We start from the raw sequence: 22814 nt of genomic DNA, 5'->3' as shown, positions 1-22814 counted from the left end.
AGTAATGGGATTGCACCCCGCTCCGCCAAACTGCCCACTGGTACTCATATGCGTCGCTTTTCTTTCTCATTCTACCTCAGCTGGGCCACCATCGGCCTTGCGTTAGGCACCCTGCTGGGGCAATTGGCTGGCAGTTATTTCTTTCTTTTTGAGCTGCTAAGCCACTTTTCGGTGCAGTATGCCGTGCTTGGCCTGGGGCTGGCCGTGGCCTGGTTGTGGCAGCGGCAGTGGCTATGGGCCACATTGGCAGCAGCCTGCCTAAGCTGGCACATAGCCTTGATTATCCCCTGGGTACTGGCCGAAAAACCGGTATCAGCCGGGCAGCAAGCCGACCTGCGGGTACTCCATGCCAACGTGCTTTTTACCCGGTCAGACCTAAGCAAAACAATCCGGTTTGTGCAGGAGCAACGGGCTGATATTGTGGTGTTGCAGGAAGTAACGGTAGTGCATATTCCGCAGGTCTGGGCAGCCATGCGGGGCGAATTCCCGTACCGCGATACGATCCGGTCGAAGGGGCCGTGTCATATACTGGTCCTGAGCCGAACGCCGATACAGACCGACTCGGCGGCGCGGTCCCTAAAAGTCATTCACCTGACTACCTCTGTTCGGGGGCATTCATTCGATCTGTTTACGGTGCATCCGCGCACGCCGATCTGGTACCCCTGGTTTCGGGAGCGCAACAAACAGCTTGCCTTTGTAGCTGCTGGCCTAACCCAAACCAAAGGCCCCGCCCTGCTCACCGGCGACTTCAACATCAGCGTGTTTTCACCCATTTACCGCTCCCTGTTTGCCGCGAAAACGCCCGTCACAGCCTGCCGACGTGGTTTTGGGCTGCAACCTACCTGGCCCCGTTTTCTTCCCCCAGCCTACCTGCCCATCGACCATACGTTTATCAACGAGGGCTTTGTCACCACCCGGTTCACCACCCTCGATCAGCCTGGCTCAGACCACAAAGCCGTGCGCGTTGATCTACGATTCCGATGAGTAGCCGACGGTAAGTGTATCTTTGAGAAGTACAATGCAGTACGCACATGTATTCACCCGTTAAACCGGCTCAACCCATGAAAAAAGTAGTCGCCGCCTCGCTCATTAGCTTCATTATCAGTACGCCGTTGTTTGTCCAGGCACAAACCGTTAACCTAAAACCGGTCTGGGAGACCGATACAACGCTGCGAACGCCCGAATCGGTGCTGGTAGTCCCTGGCTCGAAGGTGATGTACGTGGCCTGCATCAATGGCAGTCCGAAACTGGAAAACAAAAGCAGCTACATCGCCAAACTTGGCATGGATGGTAAAGTGATCCAGCCAAAATTCACCGAAAACCTGAATTCAACCAAAGGCATGGGTATTTTGGGCGACAGGCTCTACGTGACCGAGATGGATCAGGTGGCCGAAATTTCGCTCGCTACCGGCAAGATCCTGAACCGGTACCCCATTGCCGGTGCCAAGTTCCTGAATGACATTGCCGTTGACACAAAGAAGGGAATCGTGTACGTCACTGATTCGGGCGATAGCAAAGTGTGGTCATTGACCAAAGGAAAAACGGGTCTTGTGCGTGATGGCGCACCCATCAAAGGACCCAACGGCCTTTTGTTTGAAGACGGACAATTGCTTATCGGCAACGGTGATGGCTCGTTGCTTACCATGGACCCCGCCACGAAGCAGGTAAATACAGTTGCCAAAGTATCGGGCGGTATCGACGGCATTGTGGCGCTGGGTGGTAAGCAGTACATCGTAACTGAGTGGGGAGGTAAGGTATGGCACGTCCGTTCCGATGGCACCACCGAACTGAAAATGGACACCTCGGCCGAGAAAATCAACTCGGCAGACATTGGTTATGACCCAACCACCAACAGGCTGTTTGTACCTACCTTTTTTCATAACACCGTTAAGGCCTACTCCCTGAATTGAACCAGAGGTACTTTTCGGTCTTTTCAAGCAAAAGACGATTACTTACCAAAACACCCCACTAGATAAATGGGTTAAGTTGGTCAGTCAATTCAACTGAATCAACGTTATGGCAACCAAAAACAGCAAGACCCTGGAGGTCGTTGAAGAGGAGTACAAAGACCAGCATGCTGGCGGCAAAGAAGACAACGGCGCAGGCCATGGCAGCAGTGGTGCAGGCCGCAACAGCACCTCGCACAAGAGCAGCAAAAAGAGCAAGGGTGGCAGCAGTGCCGGTAGCTCAACGGGTGGTTCTAAAGGTGGCCACAGTAACTAAATAAGCAGAAGCAAGAAGTGAGAGTTAAGACGCAAGAACTTGTGCAATGGAAATACTCCTGCGTAAGCGCTTGCTTCTCAACTCTCACTTCTTGTCTCTCCCTTAAAAAATATACCGAATCCCACACCAGGGAATCTCTTCGGCGACCATGCGTTCAAAAACAGCCACCATTTTGCCCTTAAGCTGATGGTCGTAACGGATGTTCCAGCCGCCAAACTGACTCTGTTTGTTTTCCTGAAGTTCTGGTACCCACAGTAGCTCTTCGGCTTTGGGGTTGATAGCCAGATTAGCCTGATGCTGCGCCTGGTTGTGCGTCAGAAAAATCACCTCGCTTTGCAATTGCGCCTTCACGTCGGGCCGCACCGCCGCATCAAGCTGACGGAACAGGTCGCGGTAATCTTCGCGCCATTGCTTACGATCTCCGTTAGGACTACTATAGACAATCACGGGCGAAAAGTTAACGTGCACATCATAGCCCGCATCATAAAAATCATTGATGGCGGCAATACGCTTCTCGATACTATCTGTCCGTACGTCGACAAGCTTGCTGACGTGAGCAGGCATAAGGCTAAACCGGATACGCACCTTCCGTTTCGGGTCGAAATCAAGCATAGCCCGGTTCACAAATTTGGTAGCAAACGTAGCCTTTGCGCGGGGATGATCGCGGTAGAAGGCAAACACATCGCGAATGCCATCGTTCAGGTCATAATCAACTGAAATGTCTGAATTACAGCCAATGTCATATGTCCAGTAGGTAGGGTCGGTCTGGTTGGCAGGCTTGGGCCAAGGCAGCGTGTGCACGTGCTGATCAACGGCGGTGGTGATCTCGCCGACGTTGGTAAAAAGCGTGATGGGGTTCACCGTTTTGTGCCGGTCTACATAGCAGTAAGCGCAGCCTGCAAAGCAACCGTTCGCCAGGCTCGGTGCGATGTAGTCTGAGCTACGGCCACTCCACTTACAGGTGGTGGTCTTCAGTTTACCCAGCACCAGCACATCTGATTTCACTTTGAAATGCGACATGCCCAACTCAGGAAGGCGGTTGTGCTGACCCACCTGCAGCGTTTCGGCATCAGGGTACTGCGCTAAAATAGCCTCACCCTGCTCGTTCATAGCATCGGCGGTATAGAGAACAATAGATGGCTTGAAGTCAGGCATAGAAACGTGTTGAGTACTGCACTTTAATAACGTGCCCGTTGCGTCAATAGTTCATACATTAATACAGGTAATACATTGACTATAAGGTAGTTAAAAAGTGAAAAGCACTTAATTGTGGATGGTTATCCTGCACGCTAAGCCTTCATTTTGTTTCCAGTATAGCGGCGCTTTCAGGTCTTGTTAATTGATTATAGCGGTTAGCTGTCTACGCCATTCGATTATTTTTTTCGTCAATTCCTTTGTATGCATTAAACGACTTAATATCTTGCTGACGATCAATCGTATGATCATATATAACAAACCTTATCTAACTTTTGTATGAAAAAACTTGTATGTGTTCTGGGCTTCAGCACTGTGCTGTTTGCCGCCTGTCAGCAACCCTCGTCCGACTTAGCGCCGGTTACTCCCGATGCTGCCCGTGCGGAGGCTACACCCACCAAATGCAGCTCGCCACTGTCGGTTAAAATCAAAAGTTCGTATAAAGACTACGACCGGCTGTATCTGTTCGAGGCGATGTATGTGGGCCGCAATGGCAAGGATTCTACGTTGGCCGCGTCGGTGTATCAGGATCTGATTAATGGTGACGAGGTAACCTTCGCTGATTTGGCTTACAATAAGCCGGTGCGGGTGCGCTTTTACGAAAATGAGCAGGATAAAACCAAATTTATCAGCTCGGGCATATTCTCCTCATGTGGGCAGGGTGGGGCTGATTTCGACTTTAAGTCGTTCAAACCAGCGGTGACAGCCTCCCCGGTTACGTTTCAGGTAAAATTCCCCTGCACAGATGTCGACAACAAGAAATTGCCTGCAACAGTGGCCGTTGAGTTCCGTCAAACCGGCACGAGCCAGTGGTTACCGCTTACGACGCTTAACCGCAATGATGTAAAGAAAAATCTACTGGAAACTTCGACATACCGGGTTATCAAAGGCAAATCGTATGACGTTCGGATGCTCGTATTCTCATCCCTGTTGACGCAGAATGCAACGCTGCTTAACAAGGATGTTTGGGAGGTTCCGGTCAAGTCAACAAACTTCTGCAAGTAAGCAGGCCACGTCAATCGTTCTTTGAAAACCGCTTCCGGCCCTGCTGGAAGCGGTTTTTTGCGTTTATCGACGTTAATCTGATCGGGAGAAAATTATGGATTGACCGGTGGTCAGGTTCATGTCAGCGCACCTGTTAGCCAGCCCTGAGGGTTGCCAAACCGGCCCAATGGGCGTAATTTTGACCTTTTCCCGACGCGACAACCTGAGCGCATTATGACATCACCTGCCAATGAATCACCAACCGAACACAGCCATGCTGAACGGTCGCTGAACTTTATAGAACAAATCGTTGAGGAAGATATTTCGGCGGGCCTCCACGAGGGGCGTGTGCTAACCCGCTTCCCACCCGAGCCCAACGGCTACCTGCACCTGGGTCACGCCAAATCCATCTGCCTGAATTTTGGCCTCGCTCAACGCTACGGCGGACAGACCAACCTGCGCTTCGACGATACCAACCCCGTCACAGAAGACACCGAATACGTGGATTCCATCAAGGACGATGTACGCTGGCTGGGCTTCGAGTGGGCGCAGGAACTGTACGCATCCGATTACTTCGATCAGCTTTATGCATTTGCTGAAACACTGATAGAGAAGGGGTTAGCTTATGTAGATGATTCTACGGCCGCAGAAATTGCGGCCCTGAAAGGCACGCCTACTACGCCGGGCCAGCCCAGCCCATTCCGCGACCGGACCGTGGCCGAAAATCTGGACTTATTCCGCCAAATGAAAGCAGGCGCCTACCCCGACGGGGCCAAAGTGCTACGAGCCAAAATTGACATGGCCTCGCCGAACATGCACTTCCGCGACCCCATCATCTACCGCATCAAGCATGCGCACCACCATCGTACGGGCGATACCTGGTGCATCTACCCGATGTACGATTTTGCGCACGGACAGTCGGACGCGATTGAGCAGATTACGCACTCGATCTGTACGCTGGAGTTTATTCCGCACCGCCCGCTGTATGACTGGTTTATTGAACAACTGGGCATTTTTCCCTCTAAACAGTACGAGTTTGCCCGCCTGAACCTGACCTACACGGTGATGAGCAAGCGCAAATTGAAACGGTTGGTAGAAGGCGGGCACGTAACGGGCTGGGACGACCCCCGCATGCCCACGCTGGCGGGTATCCGTCGCCGCGGCTACACCCCCGACAGCCTCCGCGAGTTCTGCGAGCGCATCGGCGTAGCCAAGCGCGATAACCTCATCGACGTGGGTTTGCTGGAATTCTGTATCCGCGAAGAGCTGAACCGTACTACCCACCGCGTGATGGCCGTAGTCGACGATAAACCGATCAAGCTGGTGCTGACCAACTACCCGGAAGGGCAGGAAGAGATCATGCACATCGAAAACAACCCTGAAGATCCTGATTCAGGCACGCGTGAGGTGCCTTTTGGTCGTGAGGTGTATGTGGAGCGCGACGACTTCATGGAGATACCGCCGAAGAAATATTTCCGGCTCGCACCGGGCCAGATGGTCCGGTTGAAGGGTGCCTATATTGTGCGTTGCGACGAGGTGATCAAAAACGAAGCGGGCGAGGTGACGGAATTGCATTGCACCTATATTCCCGAAAGCCGCAGCGGTTCCGACACGTCAGGCATTAGCGTCAAAGGCACCATTCACTGGGTGTCGGTGGCGCACGCCATTCGGGCCGAGGTGCGGTTATATGACCGGTTGTTTGCAGCCGAAAACCCGGCTATGGAGGAGAAAGAAATGGAGTCGGAAGACGACAATGCGTTTCTGAGCCTGCTCAACCCCAACTCGCTGGTGGTGGTGCAGGCGCTGGTCGAGCCGAATCTGGCGCACCGACCCGTTGGCGACCGGGTGCAGTTTATGCGTAAAGGATACTTCACCGTCGACGCCGATTCAACCACCGACCAACTCGTTTTCAACCGCACTGTAACGCTCAAAGACACCTGGGCGAAGGAGACGAAGAAGGGGTGAAAGGAATGAACAATGAACAATGTACAATGTACAATGGCTTCGCGCACTACACTCAATGCGCGAAGCCATTGTACATTATACATTGTACATTGTTCATTCTTTTCCCTTTTATCACTATTTAATTCCCTGAATACAACCTTCTTAGCAAATTTGTACTCGTTCGTTTATTAAACTCCGGCATGTCCGGTTTGTCTTACGGGCAACCAACTCTGTTTGCTATGAAAAACAAGGCTCTACCTATTCGTTTTGGCATTTTGCCACTAATTTTTCTCTTCTTCCTAAGCAACTGCGCCACGCAGTATTACCAGCTTCGACCGGTATCGGGTGAGGTGGCGCAGATTGACGGTCGGTCGGTGACGAAAGCCACTGCTGATAGCCTGGAAGTGGTGGCGTCATTCGAGCGCGAAGACATGGAATACATGGCTCTCGACATTGAACTCAAAAACCGCACTGACCGGCCCCTCGATATTGATCCCTCGAATTTCCGCATGGTGGCCCTCGATGCCAACAAGCAGCCTATTGTAACGCCGGGCATGGTCGATTTCAAACAAGCCGCTGACCCCGACTATGAGGCGGGCAAGATGGGTTATAAGATTCAGCGCGAAGAAACCCGCCTGAAACGGGCTAAGATCATGAACACGGTGCTGGCCGTGGCGGTGGTAGCTGCTTCTGTGGCAGCAGCCACGTCATCGTCGCCCCGGAGCCGCAATGGTCGCGACATTGCCAATTATTACAACACGCAGAATAACCTGTCGTTGGCCTATAGCGCACTGCAGATGAAGCGGGTGATTGACTACGGCACCTTCGCCGACCGTATGCAGCGCCTTGATTTCGAGGCGTACCGCTGGCGCCAGTTGGCCCTGAAACGGTCGGTAGTACAGCCAGGACAATCGGTCCGTGGGTTTGTGTACCTGCCCAAAGCGGCTAAAGAAGCGGCTTTCCTGAACCTGACCTACCCCATGCCCAGCGGCTCAGCAGTCGAGATCCTCTTCCAGCAAAACCTGACGAAGCAGCGGCCGCAATAGGGGAGGCGAGTTTAAAGTCTACTGTTGCTCCGTCAGACACTGGCGAAGCAATAGTAGACTTCACTTCCTCAATACCCTCCGTTATACTTCCGAAGTGCCCACTCGGCTCCGGCCAGGGTCAGGATGATGAAGAAAATCCAGCGCCAGTTGATGATCTCATTCAGGGATTCGGTACTGCTGAGGCGGGCGGGCGTGGCGCGTTTGGTGAGGTCGTTGACAATGGCTCCGGCGTCGGCTCCTTTGTAGAACGTGCCGCCGCTTTGCGCTGCCAACTGCCGCAACAAACCATGATCGGCGGTAGTGTTAACGGCTTCCAGTTGAATATCGCGGACAATAAACTGCCCTGCCGACTGCTCCGCGCGGTTGTTGAGCGTAGCCGTGGCTTTGAATCGGTACACGCCTTCGGGCAGGCGGCTCACGTCGAATCGGCTGTTGGCTTCGGTGGGGGTATAGTTGAAGGTGCGGGTTACGTCGCGCTCATCAACCAGGTCGAGTCGGATGGGCACACCGTATTGGCGTTCGTAGATGTCGTTGTAGAGTTCAGTTTCAAACGACACGGCTTCTCCCGCCAGAAACTCGTTGCGAACAGGGTAGACGCGCAGCTTACGGCGGTCTTCTTTCACCGAAATAAGCTGCAACACCTTCTGCATCAGCTCGTCCACGATCTCCTGTTTGCCGGTGAGTGCGTATTCCTCCAGCCGCCACTGCCAAAATCCTTCGCCCAGCAACACCGCTGTTTTGCGGGTACCGGTGGTATTGATGGCCAGCAGGGGTTTGGTGGTACGCACTGTGCCAATCTGTTGCCAGAGTACCGTTTCTGATCCCGGCAACAGCTTGTATTCGCCGTAGGGGGTCGTGAGCGGGGGTAGTTTGTCGAGCAGGTCGAGCCGGGTCTGGTCGAGGTTAAGCTGCTTGAAATCGGGGTTAAAGTAGGCAGCGGCTTTATCTGATTGGTTGGGCGGCCCCAGCACACTGATCACCGGGTTGAGTGGATTCAACGCCGCTACGGATGACTGCACACCCACCACAAACAGGGTCGGCGTGTTTTTTGCCAGCAGCTTAGCCACCGCCGCGTTGCCGATGTTGGTGATGTCGGGCAGTTGGTGCAGAATCAGCAGGTCATACGTCTTGTCAATCGGGATGCTCGTGCCTTCGGCGGTGCTGAGCGTGCGCACGTCGACGTCGTAGTTCTGATTTTTCTCCAGAATAGCCCGGAACGCTTTCAGGTCGGGGTGGGGGGAGAGGCCCAGCAGCAGTACTTTTTCGCGCCCGTCGATCACCTCGATATACACGTCCTGCCGGTTGTTGACCTTGCTGAATTCGCCCTCCTGCGGCAGCACGTCGACCGTGAACCGCTGCACCCCTTTTTGCGTAGCCGTAGTCTTGAATTCGACGGATGAAAAGGTGTCGTTTTTGTCGAAACGCACCGTTTGCCGCCCCACCTCGCGGGTGCCTTGCCGCAGCACCACCACTGCACTCCGCCCGGCGAATCCGTTGCTGGTAATTTCGGCTTTTACGGGAAATGAATTGTTGAGATACGCCACGCGGTTAGCCACTACGGCCTTCAGCAGCACATCCTTTTTGGGCACGGTGTCGCCCACCCCCACGGCCCGGATAGCAAACGGATAGGTGCCAAACGTAGGCGAAAGGCCCTGATTACTAAGGCCATCGGTCAACAGAATAACGTCGGTCAGGTGCCGCCCTTCGTAGTCCGACCGGATGCCGTCGAGCAGTTTCGACAAGTCGGTGGTGCGCTGCCGGAAGGCCAGTTGCGTCAGCTCTGCGGGGGCAGCGGTGTCTGAGAGGGTGCGCACCGACACGTCATAACCTTTGTCGGTCAGTTGCTGCCGTACGGTTTGCAGCATCGTCAGCGTCTGATTCAGCGCGGGCCGCCCGGCGGCGGTCATCGACTCAGAATTGTCGATGGCCAGCACCACTTTTGGCGCTTCGGTGCGGGTTTGCAGGCTGCGAATGAGCGGGTTGAGCAGGAGCAGGGCCAGCAGGGTCACGGCCAGAAACCGCAGAGCCGCCAGGCCATAGTTTAATCCCCGGCTCCAGCCTTCGGCCACAGCCTTTCCCGGCAGCGGCTGATACAGCAACGCTGCATAGCCCACCCCCGCCAACAAACACACCAGCACCCACCAGGGCGACGTTTGGAAGATTAGAGACATACTTGAATGAACAATGTACAATGAACAATGTACAATGAACTGACTGGTCCAACAGGGTATGCTTGCGCAAGCCCATTGTACATTATTCATTGTACATTGTTCATTCGTTAAGTCAACATCCCCCCATCTACCTGCAGCACCTGGCCGGTGATGTAGCGCGAGAGGTCAGAGGCAAGGAACAGGCAGGCGTCGGCTACTTCGTCGGGTTGGCCACCACGCCGGAGGGGAATGGACTGTTTCCACCCTTCGACCGCTTTTTCGTCTAGTTCGCCCGTCATTTCGGTTTCAATAAAACCTGGCGCGATGGCGTTCGACCGGATATTCCGCGACCCCAACTCCAGGGCCACCGACTTGGTAAAGCCAATGATGCCCGCTTTGGAGGCCGCATAGTTAGCCTGCCCTGCATTACCTCGTATACCCACCACCGACGTCAGGTTGATAATAGAGCCTGATTTGGCTTTCATCATGGGCTTGATAACGGCTTTGGTCAGGTTAAACACCGACTTCAGATTAACCGTAATCACCGCGTCCCACTGCTCTTCCGACATCCGCATCAGGAGGCCGTCGCGGGTGATCCCGGCGTTATTGATCAGGATGTCGAGCGACCCGAAATCGGCAAGGACCTGGGTAGCGAGGTCTTCGGCAGCTTTGAAGTCGGAGGCATCGGAGCGGTAGCCTTTGGCGGTGATGCCGTAGGCGGCCAACTCGGCGGCGAGGGCCTCCCCTTTTTCGACGCTTGAGAGATAGGTGAAGGCCACGTTGGCACCTTCCTGGGCAAAACGGTGGGCAATGGCCCGCCCAATTCCGCGTGATGCCCCCGTGATGAGGGCGACTTTTCCGGCAACTAGATTCATGAACGAAATGAATTGTCAAACTGAACGGCTGGCCTTCCAACGCTCAAGCAGGCCAACGGGTCTTGTTGGCAGGTGAGCGGTGACGGCACAAAAAAACCGTAATTACGAACCGTTCGGGCTGGTCTGGCAATACGTGCCTAGCCAACCCGAACGACCAAAATTACGGCTTTACGACGGATGACAACTACTTTTTTGTGCCCGTCATGGTCGTGACTTTTTTGATCTGCGTGTATTCGGATACGCCCGTCAGGATAAACTCATTTTTGGCCGTAATCTGTCCTGAACCTGTGTACTGACCTACAAATGACTGTCCGTTAATGTAGATTGGCTCTGTTTTTTTGTCGATGATCGTATAGTTTGTATCATCTTTCAAGGCTGCCGTTACGCGTTCTTTCCCGTTGGGTAGCTCAAAATCGAAGTACAGTTCTCCCGCGTTGGGTGCTTTAGAAAGGGTTACCGAGCCGGTTGAGCTTTCTGGCTGCAATTCGATATTACTGATGGTAATCCGCATGTTGAAGCCAATGGCGTAGCTACCGAGCATCCGGTCGCGGGGATCAACGGGGGCAATAATGTCTCCGCCAGTTTTCTTGCAGGAAGAGGCAAAACCTGCTACGAAGAGCAGAAGAAGAGCAATGCGTTTCATAAGTTCTTTTTATGGGGTAAGCAAAACGAACGGGTTCAAAAACCGTGCCTGTCTTAGACCCCGAAGTGTGTCGATGGATTAACGCAGAATACACCAAAATTGAGGTTGAATAACTTCATTACTTTTACTAAACCTGACTGACCGTTCATGATCCGCCTTCTTTTACTCTCGTTTTGCCTGCTGTGGCCCATGTTTGTATCCGCTCAGAACCGAACCATTCGTGGCCGCGTGGTTGACGACGATAACGGCGATCCATTGGCCGGCGTTACTATTCAGCTTAGAAAGCCGGTCCGTTCGGTTACGTCGGGTGCCAACGGGTGGTTTAGCCTCGTCAGCCCGCCGGGTGCGGCTACATTGCTGGTTGGATTCCTGGGTTATGCGCGTCAAACGGTGGTGATCAAACCAGGACATGACACGCTCACGATCCGGCTGCGTCCCTTTGCAGAGGTGCTGAATGAGGTGGTCGTAACAGGTTATGGATCAAGCCATAAACGAGATTATACCGGAAGTGTAGCTGTCCTATCAGCGGCAGAATCAGGCGCGCCGCGTGCTACTTTTAGGTCATCAGCCACACCGGGCGTAGCTTCCTCATCGCGCACGGTCGCCTATACGCCCGGTGACTGGCAGCAACAGGCGGGGCAGCTGACGGCGGGGGAAATTTATGACTACAGCAAATGGACGCTCTGGCAGGACATCACCAAACGCGATCTGAGCCAGTATCGGTCGTTATGGCGGCAGTCTCCCGCCGAACGCTACTCGGTTCAACTCGTTACGCCCGATGGTTTTCCGGTGATCGACGCGCCCATGCGTCTGCTCAACAGTGGGCGGCAGGTGGTCTGGGAAACCCGCACGGATAACACCGGCCGGGGTGAACTCTGGGCCAATATGTTCCGGGATGAGCTTGACTCAATCAATATAGGGAGGGAGAAATATACCGTAGAAGCCACCGTGGCGGGCAAGTCGTTTACGCTCAAAAAACCAGTGCTATTCGGGCGGGGCAGTAATACGCTCACTGTTGAGCAACCCTGTCAGGGTGCCTCGCTGCTGGTTGATGTGGCGTTTGTGGTCGATGCTACCGGCTCGATGGGCGACGAAATCGCGTACCTGAAAACCGAATTGACCGATGTCATCAACCGCGCTTCCGAGGCCGCGCCGGGTAGCAAAATCAGATTGGGCACGGTGTTCTACCGCGACCATCAGGACAACTACCTCACCCGCCACCACGACTTTTCGGAGCAGGCTGACTCCACGATTTCGTTCATCAAACGGCAAAAAGCCGAAGGTGGCGGCGACTTCCCCGAAGCGGTCGATACGGCCCTGGCAGTAGCCCTGACGCAGTTGTCGTGGAGTAAAGTGGCCAAAACGCGGCTGTTGTTTCTGGTGCTCGACGCCCCGCCGCACGATGATGAGGCGTCAAAGGCGTCGTTGCAGCGGTCGGTGGCCAAGGCGGCGACGATGGGCATCCGCATTATCCCGATTGCGGCCAGCGGCATCAACAAAAGCACCGAATACCTCCTGCGGGCTATGGCCCTGGCCACCAACGGTACCTACGTATTCCTCACCGACGACAGCGGCATTGGCGACACCCACATCAAACCCACCACCGACCAATACACGGTCGAAAAGCTGAATGCGCTGTTGGTGCGGCTCATCAGCAAATTTACCCAAACGCCCGACTGCCGCCCCGTAGCCAACGCCAAACCCACCGAACGCTATACCGAGCAGGGGACTTCCGCTGATACGATGGCTGTCAAGCTACCCGTACCTGATGAGATCAAGTTCCGTTTCTTTCCCAACCCCACCCGCGATTACCTGACCATCGAAAACCCAGATACCATCCGCGAACTCTACGTCATGGATATCACCGGCAAACTGCTCATGCGCGAAGCCCCCGCCCAAACGTCTGTCCGCCTGGATATGCAGCCATACCCCACCGGCACCTACCTCTTCCGTTTCGAAGCGGCCAATGCCTGGCAAGCCGGGCGGTTTCTGGTAAACAAGTGAAAGGAGGCGGAGAAGAAGTAGCAGTGGGCAGTGGCTTCGCGCAGGTCGCCCTTCGACAGGCTCAGGGTGACAGTCCATCTGATACAGTTCAGTGAACATGATTCTAGTTTCCTGTCACCCTGAGCCTGTCGAAGGGCGACCTGCGCGAAGCCACTGCCCACTGCTACTTCTTCTCCGCTTCCACCACATACCGCTCAAAGCCCGGCGCGGCGTAGATGACGTAGTTGTTGAGGGGGAAGGCCCGATAGGTTTTGGGCATGGCGGCGGTTTTGGCCAGACCCTGAAAATCGGTGACGGGCAGTATGGCTACGTCGGCGGGTTGGTAGTGGTTGCCTGTGGGCCAGATGCCGTAGTGCTTATGGAAAATGGGTACTACATAGTCGAACGCCAATACGCTGCTGTGAGCTGGCAGGGTAATGGCCAGTTTCCGTAGCACGGCCATGTCGGTGGGGAGTACAAGCTGGGTCTGCTTGTCGGCGGCGGGGCGTAACCGGGCCAGGTTTTTCCAGTCGGCCAGCGTAGGCAGATCAGACCGGACAAAGTAGACAATGGGTATCTGGATCAGGGACAAACCCACCATCAGGGCCAGCGAACGCGTTTTTGGTATAAACAACAGGCTGTTGGCGGGTGCCGTGAGCAGATAAAGAACGCAGAATGACGTGGCAAATGACCACACCAGCACAAAGCGAGGTGGCCACGTGAGGGCTACCTGCATAAACGCCGACTGTCCAAAATAAAACGCACTCTGTACCGTATTAAGGGCCGTGAGCACACCCACGCCCAGCGCGAACACGAACCAGATCAGGCGTTTCCTGTCCGTCGAAACGGTCCGCAGCAGGAGAAACAAAAAGATGACCACGCCCAGCAGCAACAGCAGCGATTGTCCAATCAGCGAACCCATTTGCCCCAAAAAAATGCCCGTAGCCCCGGATTGACTCAAAATGGCTAGTGTGTTCTTGAGCCGGGGTTCGCCCGCCTCGTTTTTGGCCGATAGCCACACCATGCCCAGCAGGAATACCAGTACCCATCCGCCCAGCGACAGCCATAACCGGCGTGAGCGCAGCAACGGCCAAAGAGAGGGTTTGTCTTCCTGTTGTAACGTGGTCAGCGCCAGCCAGGCCATGTAGATCAACGCGGCCAGAATGGCTCCATCTTCTTTCACCAGAACCACCAGCGCACCCGTCAGCCAGATCCAGATTCGCTTGCCGTCGGCGAGGGCCAGGGCAAATAGCAGGGAAAAGGGCAGATATGACAGTTCGGTATGCCAGCCAATGTTGGGGTGGTCGTTGAGCCAGAGGGACACTGGCCCGATCAGTATGGCTCCCAGCAAGCCCCACCGCGCCCAACTTGGTGACGACTGCCGGATGAGTCGCTCGCCCACCAGCCCGTAGGCCAGCATTAGCAGCAACACCTGCGCCACAAACAGCCCGTAGGCCCCGCCTAGGCGGATAAACGGTGCCCAGAGCAGTACCGTATAGTAATTATGAATGCGGTGGTGATAGCTCCAGATATTGTCATACATGAACGGCCGCCCATCCAGCCAGCTTACCGACATCTGGAGGAACGCGTACATGTCGTTGAAAATGTAATTGAGTGTATAAAACCGTGCCCATTTGAACAGGCAAAAGGCTATAAGACAGACCAGAATGGCCCCGGTGGAACGGTGCATAGTAGGGAAAAACAGCGGCGAAAGGCGGGAGAACTGGTTCAAATGTAGGTATGTCGGCGGAGTAACCTATCAGGAAATGGGTGAATTAAGCCCGTTAAGCCCTATTTTTGGCCTATATTTTAGCTACTCTACATTCAGGCCCACGCTACATGATAGCACTAACCGATAGTCAAGTAAGTGCCCAGGCGGGTCAGGAGCGGCAACGCTGGATCAACCGAAATAACTACTATTATAAGAGCCTGACGCGCTTTTTGCAGTATAATGTACCCGCCGGAAAGTCGGTTTTGGAGGTGGGTTGCGGTACGGGTTACATGCTCAACGCTCTCCAGCCCAGCCGAGGCATGGGCATTGATATCCGCGCCGATTTGATCGAATTTGCCCGCACCACGTATCCAGATTTGATTTTTAAACAGCAGGACGCCAACCAGCCCGATTTCGACGGCGAAACCTTCGACTACATTATCCTTTCCGACACTATCGGCTACCTCGACGATGTTCAACAGGTGCTTGTGCAACTTCACGCCGCCTGCCACGCCGACACCCGCCTGATCATCACCTACCAGAACGCGCTGTGGTGGCCGGTGTTGGAGGTTGCTGAGTCGATAGGCCTGAAAATGCCCGAAAAGCGCCAGAACTGGCTCGACAAAGGCGATATTGCCAACCTGCTTACCATCTCCGATTTTGATACCGTACGAACCGGAAAGCGGATGCTGATGCCGCGCTACATCCCCCTTTTCTCTGGCTTTATGAACCGCTACGTAGCCAACCTGCCGCTGTTCAACCGGCTGGGCCTGTTTACATTTGTGGTGGCCCGGAGCCTGCGCCATGCCGTACCCGCCACTGTGCCCAGCGTAACGGTGGTGGTACCTGCTCGCAACGAGGCTGGTAACATCGACGACATTGTGCGCCGTACACCACAGATGGGCTCGCACACGCAATTGATTTTTGTGGAAGGTAACTCAACCGATAATACCTGGGCCGAGGTGCAGCGCGTGTGTGCCACCTACACCGATACGCTGGAACTGAGTTGCATGCAGCAGCCGGGAAAAGGCAAAGGCGATGCCGTGCGCAAAGGCTACAGCCACGCTACCGGCGATATTCTGATGATTCTGGATGCCGACATGACCGTGCCGCCCGAAGACCTGCCAAAGTTCTACGAGGCCATTGCCAGCGGTCGGGGCGAATACATCAACGGTTCGCGGTTGGTGTATCCTATGGAAGATCAGGCCATGCGTACGCTAAACATAATGGGCAACAAGTTCTTTTCGATGGCCTTTTCGTGGTTGCTCAGCCAACAGATTAAAGACACGCTCTGCGGCACCAAAGTGATGACGCAGGCCAATTACAAACGGTTGGCAGCCGGTCGTGGCTATTTCGGCGAATTCGACCCCTTCGGCGATTTTGATCTCATTTTCGGCTCGGCGAAGTTGAACCTGAAGTTCGTGGAAATACCAATCCGCTACCGGGCACGCACCTATGGCGAAACCAATATCTCGCGCTTCAAGCACGGCTGGCTCCTGCTTAAAATGACCTTCTTCGCCCTGAATAAGATCAAGTTTGTGTAAAAGGGGCTTGGGCACAGAGTTTTTGTTCTTTTCCGCGAAAACAAAAACTCTGTGCCCAAGCCCCTTTATACGAAGAACTCCGGGTTGAAATTCATCAGGAAGGCCTCGTCGGTGGCACGGGTGAGGGCGGTGTAGAGCCAGCGGATGAACTCCTGGTTGGTCTGGCCTTCGGGCAGGTAGCCTTGGTCGATAAAGACGGCGCTCCACTGGCCACCCTGCGCTTTATGAGTGGTGAGGGCATAGGCGAACTTCACCTGCAACGCACTCAGGTAAGGGTCGCGGCGGATGGCTTCGGCCCGTTCTTTCTTGTTGGTGATGTACATGTAATCTTTCGCCACGCTCTCGTACAGGGCTTTGTTCTGCTCCTGACTCAGCGACGGCGTAGCCGAATGCAGTGTGTCGAGAATGATTTTGGCCTCGAAATCGGGCTGCTCTTCATAATCAATCATGTGCAGCACCACCGTGGCAAACCGGAAGCCGTGCATCTCTTCCTGCCGCCTAATGCGCTGCACTTCCACAAACTCACCGTTGGCCAGAAAACCCGCGGGCGAATCGTCGCCCAGAACGGTGTAGTTGTTGCGGGCAATCATCAGCATATCACCTGCGTCGAGCTCCTCTTCACGCTGATCAATCATGCGGCGCACAAACTGATTATACTGCACAGCCGTCTTGTTCGACCGGCACAGAATAGCCGTGTTTTCGCGTCCGTATTTGTCGTAGGCATACCTAACCCCATCTTCCAGCTTCATCAGGGGCATTTTGTACAAGTCGTTGAAGGGCCGCGTGGCAATCTGAATTTTCACCTCCGGAGCGGGTGGCGCGGCGGGGTTGTCGCTCATCAGGTGCTCGAAGGAGACCGGCTTGGGTGGCGTGCCGGGGTTCAGAATCTCGTCGGCCAGAAGGCGGCGGAGTTCAGTGGCATTATACAGAATGCCCGACTCTTCGTCCTGCCGCATTACCTCGGTCAGTTCCTGTTCAATGACCGTCATGTCGAACGACCGGGCCAGAAAACCCCGGTCCAGGGCGGGACTGCCATCGCGGCCTACGGGGGGGAGCTGGGCGGTGTCGCCCACGAGCATAAGCTTGTTGCCTTTGTTCTCGAAGACAAAGTGGATCAGGTCGCTGAGCAGGCCCTTGCCGCCAAATTCGGCCTCGTCGGAGATCATTGAGGCCTCATCGACAATGAAAAGCGTGTCTTCGTGGTAATTTTTTTGCCGCTCAAACGCCAGCGTCCCCGACCCCTGTTCGGCCACCTGCCGGTATATTTTGCGGTGGATGGTCTGGGCGGGTTTTTTGGCGTAGTTACTCATCACCTTCGCCGCGCGGCCCGTAGGGGCCAGCAGTACCGATTTATAGCCAAAGCGGGGCAGCACTTTAATGAGCGTACTAATCAGGGTGGTCTTGCCGGTACCGGCGTAGCCGCGCAGTAGAAAACAGTCGCGGTATTTGTCAAACTCTTCGCGGGTGATAAACTCGCCGATTTTCCCGAAAAACGCTAACTGACCGTCGGTAGGCTTATAGGGGAACCGTTTGGTCAGCAATTGAGCCGCCGTTTGCGTTTCATTCATACCCCTAATTTACGAAAATTTGGCCAGTCGTGGAAGCCCGTCACCCCAGCTTTTGCGTCACCGATCCCTGTAGTTCGTTGGTCGGCACCGACTAATGAAAACCCGCACTTTTTTGTTGGTGTCGCTTGCCTTCGATCAGACTAATGTGCAACTTAGACCCTCTCATAACCCCTTCATAGCCATGAACATCCGTCAGGTTCTACAGCGTAAAACGATCAATACCATCTATTCCGTCGTGCCCGACGAAACCGTTTACCAGGCCCTGGAACTGATGGCCGACAAAAACATCGGTGCTGTGCTGGTGCTGGAAGGCGACAAGCTCGTCGGGATCTTTTCTGAGCGCGACTATGCCCGCAAGGGTATTTTGCAGGGGCGGGCCTCCAAAGACACCCTCATCCGCGATGTGATGACGGGCAACGTGATCACCATCACGCCCGAACAGTCGCTAGAATCGTGCATGGTCACCATGGCCGACAGGCACATTCGTCACCTGCCCGTAATGGATGCCGACAGGCTGGTGGGCATCATCTCTATCAATGACGTGGTCAATACGATCATCCACGACCAGAAAGCCCGCATCAGTTCGCTGGAAAGCTACATTTCGGGAAGCGCATACTAAAGCAGTGGTGAGTGGTAAGTGGTGAACGATGAGTTTACCACTGCCTTCATCTTATCTTTGCGTCTCTTTTTGATCGAAACAATACCATACCGTGACGCAAATCGTTGATGCACCCCGACAGCAAGTGGTGAAATTATATGGCAACCGGCTTCGTACCCGCGTGTGTGGCCTGTATCGTGATGGTGACCGTTTGTTGATGGTGCGCCATCGGGGCATCAGTAAAACCGATACTTTCTGGTGCCCGCCCGGTGGGGGAGCACAGTTTGGTGAAACAGCCACCGACGCCCTCAAACGCGAATTCGATGAGGAAACGGGGCTGATTATCGACGTAGGTAAACTACTGTTTGTCAACGAGTTTCTGGAGCCACCCCTGCACGCGCTCGAACTGTTTTTTGCCGTCGATGCCATCGGTGGCGAACTACGCCTGGGGTCTGACCCCGAAATGGACGCCGCCGGACAGATTATTTCTGAAGTGCGCTGGATGACGTTCGACGAAATAAAAGCCTACCCACCCGCCGAAGTCCATACCTTGTTTAGCCGTTGCCAGTCGCTCGATGATGTGTACCGGCTGTCGGGATACCTGAACTGATTCCGTAACCGTTACCTGTATATGCGTGCTACCTCTACGCTTGACGCCACCCTGTCGGTTCGCCCTGAAGTGTTCACGGCGGGTCAGGCTGAAAAGTCTATTTTGTGTTTGGAGATGGCCCCGCAACGCCTGCGCCTAACCCTGCTCGACCCACAGCGGCGCATGGTGTGGCTCGACGAATTTACGCAGCCATCGTTGCTCAACGAGCCGCTGCTCACCGACCAGTTGCCCCAGTTGTTTAGCCAGCATCCACTGCTTAGCTACGAACGCTTCGAGGCCATCTGGGTGTCGGTGAATAGCCCGGCGTTCACGCTGGTTCCGGGCGAATTATACCGTAAAGAATATGCCACCAGCTACCTGTCGCTGATGCGGGGCTATCCACAGCCGCCTACCGAGCAGGCTTTTGGCTTTGCGCATAACGAAGGATTTGTAGCCGTGTTTAGCCTGGAACGTGCCCTGATCGAGTTCATGGGTGGGCAGTATCCGTTGCAACCCGTCACCTACGTACATCAGAGCAGCGCGCTGATTCAGGCTACCTACGCCAGTGACCGGCAGATGTTGTCGCCCAAAAATCTGTTTCTGTTTTTTGAAGATGAATACGTCACGATCCTGTTTCGGGAGGGTCACGCCCTGCGCTATTGCAACCGCTTTGGTGTGAAAAGTGCCCAGGATCTAGCCTATTACGTACTTTATGTTCTCGACGAGCTACAGACCCACCCTGCCGACTGTAACCCGGTTGTCTACGGTGAAATTACGCCGTTTGCTGAAGGCTACATTGCGCTGCGACGGTTTCTGCCTACGCTTAGTATCGGCACAATGCCGCCCGGACTACATCTTTCCTCAGACCTCGATGAACTGCCCGAACACCGTTTTTTAAGCCTTCAGGGCCTGTGTTTGCTGGCGTAAATTTTTGGAGAAGGTTTGTTTTGACAGGCTTATTAGGATTTCATCGGACGCCGCGTGGGATTGACAGTATTTTTTAGCTGCTCGTTGTCGCTTGGCTCCTGCCGAGTGACCCATATCAAAGGGCCTCCGGCCCGTACTTGGACATAGGAGCTGTTTGCCTGACATGACTCAACGTCGCACTACGGGCCGGAGGCCCTTTGATATGGGTCACTCGGCTGGAGCCAAGCGACAACGAGCAGCTAAAAAAGCCTGTTCATCCGCAACGTTGATATCCTGTTAAGCCTGTCCATCCTGCAATCCTGTCCAAAAAAACCTTATCCAAAACCCCTTACCTAATGGCCAATATTGCGCTCTTCCCCGGTTCGTTTGATCCCTTCACTAAAGGACACGAAGACATTGTGCGGCGGGGCTTGCAACTCTTCGATGAGGTCATCATCGGCATTGGCCGCAATGCCAGCAAGCAGCGGTACTTTGCGCTGGAACAAATGACCGCCTGGATCGAAGAAACTTTCCGGGATACCCCGCAGGTGCGCGTAGTGGCCTACGATGACCTCACGGCCAATGTGGCCCGCAAGCTGGGCGCCCGTTTCCTGCTCCGGGGCCTGCGCAACACCACCGATTTTGAATACGAAAACGGCATTGCCCAGGTGAACCGCTACGTCTACGAAGAAGTGGAAACGGTATTTCTGATCACCTCGCCCCACCTCGCGCCCATCAGCAGCAGCATCATCCGCGACCTGCACCGCTACGGGCAGCCAGTAGAGGCGTTTTTGCCCTATAGCATAGAGCTAAGAGATGAGAGCAAAGAGTCAAGAACCACTACCTGAGGGTAATGCAACGATTCTTATCTCTTGCTTCTCACCTCTTATTTCCTACTCCTTAAAAAACCCCCCATTCACCGTTTTCAGGTACGCCTCAAACGGAATATCTTCCTGTTTCAGGAAACCCTGTTGGGGCAGGGCGCCGTCGGCAACCATTTCTACCACGGCGGCAACGGAACCGGCGGTGGTCCAGGAGATGGCCCGCCATGATTGGCCGTCGATGAGGCGGGGGTGGTAGGCGCGGTAGAACTCTTCGCGGGCGAGCTGACCGTTGCGCCAGCCTTCCACCACCGCATACACATAGACCACGTCGTCCTGCACGGGCGGTTTGGCTTCGGTCAGGATTTGTTCTACCAGTTCGCGTTTGTCTTTGAGGATCAGTTCATAAAGCAAAAAGCGCATCAGCTTGCAATGGCCGGGGTAGCGGATGGTCTTGTAGTTGAGCGTGTCGACCTGACCCGCGTAGGTTTCGCAGAGGGTACCCAGCCCGCCCGACGTGCTAAAAGCCTCGAACTCCTGTCCTTCGATGTTGATCACTTCAATGCCGTCTAGTGCTGGCACGAGTTTGCGCTGCCCGTTGGCAATTACTTCGCAGTCGTTGATGTATTCGTTAATAACCCCCGCCGGCGACCAGGTAAACGAGTAACCCAGCAGCCCATTTGGGTAGCGGGGCAGGGCTCCCACGCGTAGTTCGATGTCGCGCAGCCGGTCGAACCGTTTGGCCAGGTGCGAACCCACAATGCCGATCAGGCCGGGGGCCAGGCCACACTGCGGTGCCATGACGCCCTTCGCCGTGATAGCCATCAGCCGGATCGCGTCGGTGGTGGGTACGTCTTCGGTGAGGTCGAAATAGTGAATGCCCAGGTCGTAGGCTACGCGGGCAATGGGCAGGTTCAGGTTGTAGGGTAAACAGGAAACCACCCCGTCGGCTCCCTGAAGGGCTTTTTTAAGCGCAGCCGTGTCGGCTACGTCGCCATGACTGACGGGGAAGGGAAGGAGGGTGGCGGGGGCTTGCCGGTCGAAACCGGTGACCGAAAACCGTTTACTGAGCAACAGCCCAACCAGCGAGCCAACTTTGCCCAAACCAACCACAACTAAGGTATGCATACGAGGTAGTGTTATGTTGATGAAGCGGGCAAGATACACAAAAAGCCAGCCCTGAAGAGGGCCGGCTTTTCTGTAATCTATTAGCAAAATGAGTTACAGGTTTAACGTCTAAAGTTTAACGTTGCTTCGCGCTACGGTGGCTACGCACGGAGTCATTTCAGCGCGAAGTAACGTTAAACTTTAGACGTTAAACCTGTAACTTACTTATTTGGCTACCGTACCACGCAGGGCGCGTGGGATTTCGATGCCGGCAACGGGGTTAGCCGCCTGCTCCAGCACCTCAATACCGTCGACTTTGATCTCGCCAACCCGAACAACTTTGCCCAGGTCAAGTTTCGACACGTCGACGTCGATGTATTCGGGGATGCTGTCAATAGGCCCCCGAACGCGCAGTTTGCGAATGCGCGTCACTAATTTACCACCCTTCTGAACGCCGGGAGCCGTACCCAGCAACCGAACAGGAACCGCAACGGATACCGGTTTGTCGGTCACTTGCAGAAAGTCGGCGTGGATCAGCGCGTCGCTGACGGGGTGGAACTGAGTAGCCTGCAATACAGCGCGGTACTCATCGCCTTCAATGTTCAACGTGATGTCGAACACGTCGGGCGTAAACAATAACGGGCGGAACAAAATACCAGGCACGGTGAAGTGTACCTGTTCGGCGCCACCATACAACACACAGGGTACATTACCTTCGGCGCGTATGGCTTGTGATTCCGTCCGGCCGAGATTCGCTCGTTGATACCCTACAATCTCGATTTTTTTCATAAAAGTAAAATTTAATGAGTGAATTAGTGAATGAGCGAATGAGTGAATGTTTGGACCGCTACGCGGCACGACTTTGTGAAATGCGCCGCATAGCGGTCCAAACATTCACTCATTCGCTCATTCACTAATTCACTCATTC

Annotated in this window: 20 protein-coding genes; 12 read left to right on the top strand and 8 right to left on the bottom strand. The window is 54.6% G+C overall.

Annotated elements, in window-relative coordinates:
- Nucleotides 1–48: 48 nt before the first annotated feature.
- The 3 genes from J2I47_RS21665 to J2I47_RS21655 all read left to right on the top strand — a co-directional run bounded on the left by J2I47_RS21665 (nt 49) and on the right by J2I47_RS21655 (nt 2223).
- Entirely contained in the window at nt 49–984 is a 936-nt protein-coding gene (locus J2I47_RS21665; RefSeq protein ID WP_207366708.1) for an endonuclease/exonuclease/phosphatase family protein, read from the top strand.
- 77 nt (nt 985–1061) lie between these two features.
- Nucleotides 1062–1910 (top strand): hypothetical protein, encoded by an 849-nt coding sequence (locus J2I47_RS21660; RefSeq protein ID WP_207366707.1) that lies wholly within the window; start codon nt 1062–1064, stop codon nt 1908–1910.
- Nucleotides 1911–2016: 106 nt separating this feature from the next.
- Nucleotides 2017–2223, top strand: coding sequence for a hypothetical protein (locus J2I47_RS21655; RefSeq protein ID WP_207366706.1), 207 nt, complete (start codon nt 2017–2019; stop codon nt 2221–2223).
- Between the two features lie 102 nt (nt 2224–2325).
- On the opposite strand, the gene J2I47_RS21650 is transcribed toward J2I47_RS21655, so the two are convergent.
- A complete protein-coding gene (locus J2I47_RS21650) occupies nt 2326–3378 on the bottom strand; it encodes a spore photoproduct lyase family protein (protein ID WP_207366705.1) in 1053 nt (350 codons plus the stop codon).
- Nucleotides 3379–3696: 318 nt separating this feature from the next.
- On the opposite strand from J2I47_RS21650, the gene J2I47_RS21645 reads away from it, so the two are divergent.
- The 3 genes from J2I47_RS21645 to J2I47_RS21635 all read left to right on the top strand — a co-directional run bounded on the left by J2I47_RS21645 (nt 3697) and on the right by J2I47_RS21635 (nt 7391).
- Nucleotides 3697–4422, top strand: a complete 726-nt coding sequence (locus J2I47_RS21645) for a hypothetical protein (protein ID WP_207366704.1) — start codon at nt 3697–3699, stop codon at nt 4420–4422.
- 213 nt (nt 4423–4635) lie between these two features.
- Nucleotides 4636–6366: a glutamine--tRNA ligase/YqeY domain fusion protein gene (locus J2I47_RS21640; protein ID WP_207366703.1), complete on the top strand. Its 1731-nt coding sequence runs from the start codon at nt 4636–4638 to the stop codon at nt 6364–6366.
- Nucleotides 6367–6584: 218 nt separating this feature from the next.
- Nucleotides 6585–7391 (top strand): hypothetical protein, encoded by an 807-nt coding sequence (locus tag J2I47_RS21635; protein WP_207366702.1) that lies wholly within the window; start codon nt 6585–6587, stop codon nt 7389–7391.
- A gap of 68 nt (nt 7392–7459) precedes the next feature.
- On the opposite strand, the gene J2I47_RS21630 is transcribed toward J2I47_RS21635, so the two are convergent.
- From J2I47_RS21630 to J2I47_RS21620, 3 genes are all read right to left on the bottom strand, one after another.
- The gene (locus tag J2I47_RS21630) at nt 7460–9562 is read right to left on the bottom strand and encodes a vWA domain-containing protein (protein WP_207366701.1); all 2103 of its coding nucleotides are present in this window, start codon (nt 9560–9562) and stop codon (nt 7460–7462) included.
- 107 nt (nt 9563–9669) lie between these two features.
- Nucleotides 9670–10416: a 3-oxoacyl-[acyl-carrier-protein] reductase gene (fabG, locus tag J2I47_RS21625; protein ID WP_207366700.1), complete on the bottom strand. Its 747-nt coding sequence runs from the start codon at nt 10414–10416 to the stop codon at nt 9670–9672.
- Between the two features lie 184 nt (nt 10417–10600).
- Nucleotides 10601–11059 (bottom strand): hypothetical protein, encoded by a 459-nt coding sequence (locus J2I47_RS21620; protein WP_207366699.1) that lies wholly within the window; start codon nt 11057–11059, stop codon nt 10601–10603.
- A gap of 147 nt (nt 11060–11206) precedes the next feature.
- On the opposite strand from J2I47_RS21620, the gene J2I47_RS21615 reads away from it, so the two are divergent.
- Nucleotides 11207–13063: a carboxypeptidase regulatory-like domain-containing protein gene (locus tag J2I47_RS21615; RefSeq protein ID WP_207366698.1), complete on the top strand. Its 1857-nt coding sequence runs from the start codon at nt 11207–11209 to the stop codon at nt 13061–13063.
- 163 nt (nt 13064–13226) lie between these two features.
- Here the strand turns inward: J2I47_RS21615 and J2I47_RS21610 are convergent, their stop codons facing one another.
- Entirely contained in the window at nt 13227–14732 is a 1506-nt protein-coding gene (locus tag J2I47_RS21610; protein WP_207366697.1) for a glycosyltransferase family protein, read from the bottom strand.
- Between the two features lie 149 nt (nt 14733–14881).
- Here J2I47_RS21610 and J2I47_RS21605 point away from each other — a divergent pair, with 149 nt between their 5' ends.
- Nucleotides 14882–16297: a glycosyltransferase gene (locus J2I47_RS21605; protein ID WP_207366696.1), complete on the top strand. Its 1416-nt coding sequence runs from the start codon at nt 14882–14884 to the stop codon at nt 16295–16297.
- A gap of 65 nt (nt 16298–16362) precedes the next feature.
- Here J2I47_RS21605 and J2I47_RS21600 read toward each other — a convergent pair whose 3' ends face one another.
- Nucleotides 16363–17865, bottom strand: coding sequence for an ATP-dependent DNA helicase (locus J2I47_RS21600; protein WP_207366695.1), 1503 nt, complete (start codon nt 17863–17865; stop codon nt 16363–16365).
- Between the two features lie 181 nt (nt 17866–18046).
- Here J2I47_RS21600 and J2I47_RS21595 point away from each other — a divergent pair, with 181 nt between their 5' ends.
- From J2I47_RS21595 to coaD, 4 genes are all read left to right on the top strand, one after another.
- Entirely contained in the window at nt 18047–18484 is a 438-nt protein-coding gene (locus J2I47_RS21595) for a CBS domain-containing protein (RefSeq protein ID WP_207366694.1), read from the top strand.
- A gap of 91 nt (nt 18485–18575) precedes the next feature.
- Nucleotides 18576–19073, top strand: coding sequence for an NUDIX domain-containing protein (locus J2I47_RS21590; RefSeq protein ID WP_207366693.1), 498 nt, complete (start codon nt 18576–18578; stop codon nt 19071–19073).
- A 21-nt stretch (nt 19074–19094) separates the two neighbouring features.
- Entirely contained in the window at nt 19095–19979 is an 885-nt protein-coding gene (locus tag J2I47_RS21585; RefSeq protein WP_207366692.1) for a DUF3822 family protein, read from the top strand.
- Nucleotides 19980–20314: 335 nt separating this feature from the next.
- Nucleotides 20315–20806 (top strand): pantetheine-phosphate adenylyltransferase, encoded by a 492-nt coding sequence (coaD, locus tag J2I47_RS21580; RefSeq protein ID WP_207366691.1) that lies wholly within the window; start codon nt 20315–20317, stop codon nt 20804–20806.
- A 45-nt stretch (nt 20807–20851) separates the two neighbouring features.
- On the opposite strand, the gene J2I47_RS21575 is transcribed toward coaD, so the two are convergent.
- Together J2I47_RS21575 and J2I47_RS21570 are read right to left on the bottom strand one after the other, a co-directional pair.
- On the bottom strand, nt 20852–21907 hold the full coding sequence (locus tag J2I47_RS21575) for a saccharopine dehydrogenase family protein (RefSeq protein WP_207366690.1): 1056 nt from the start codon (nt 21905–21907) through the stop codon (nt 20852–20854).
- 204 nt (nt 21908–22111) lie between these two features.
- On the bottom strand, nt 22112–22675 hold the full coding sequence (locus J2I47_RS21570) for a 50S ribosomal protein L25/general stress protein Ctc (RefSeq protein ID WP_207366689.1): 564 nt from the start codon (nt 22673–22675) through the stop codon (nt 22112–22114).
- Nucleotides 22676–22814 lie beyond the last annotated feature (139 nt).

This window comes from Fibrella rubiginis (assembly GCF_017353185.1).
GTDB classification, from domain to species: domain Bacteria; phylum Bacteroidota; class Bacteroidia; order Cytophagales; family Spirosomataceae; genus Fibrella; species Fibrella rubiginis.
This window is presented reverse-complemented; position numbering and strand designations above follow the sequence as displayed.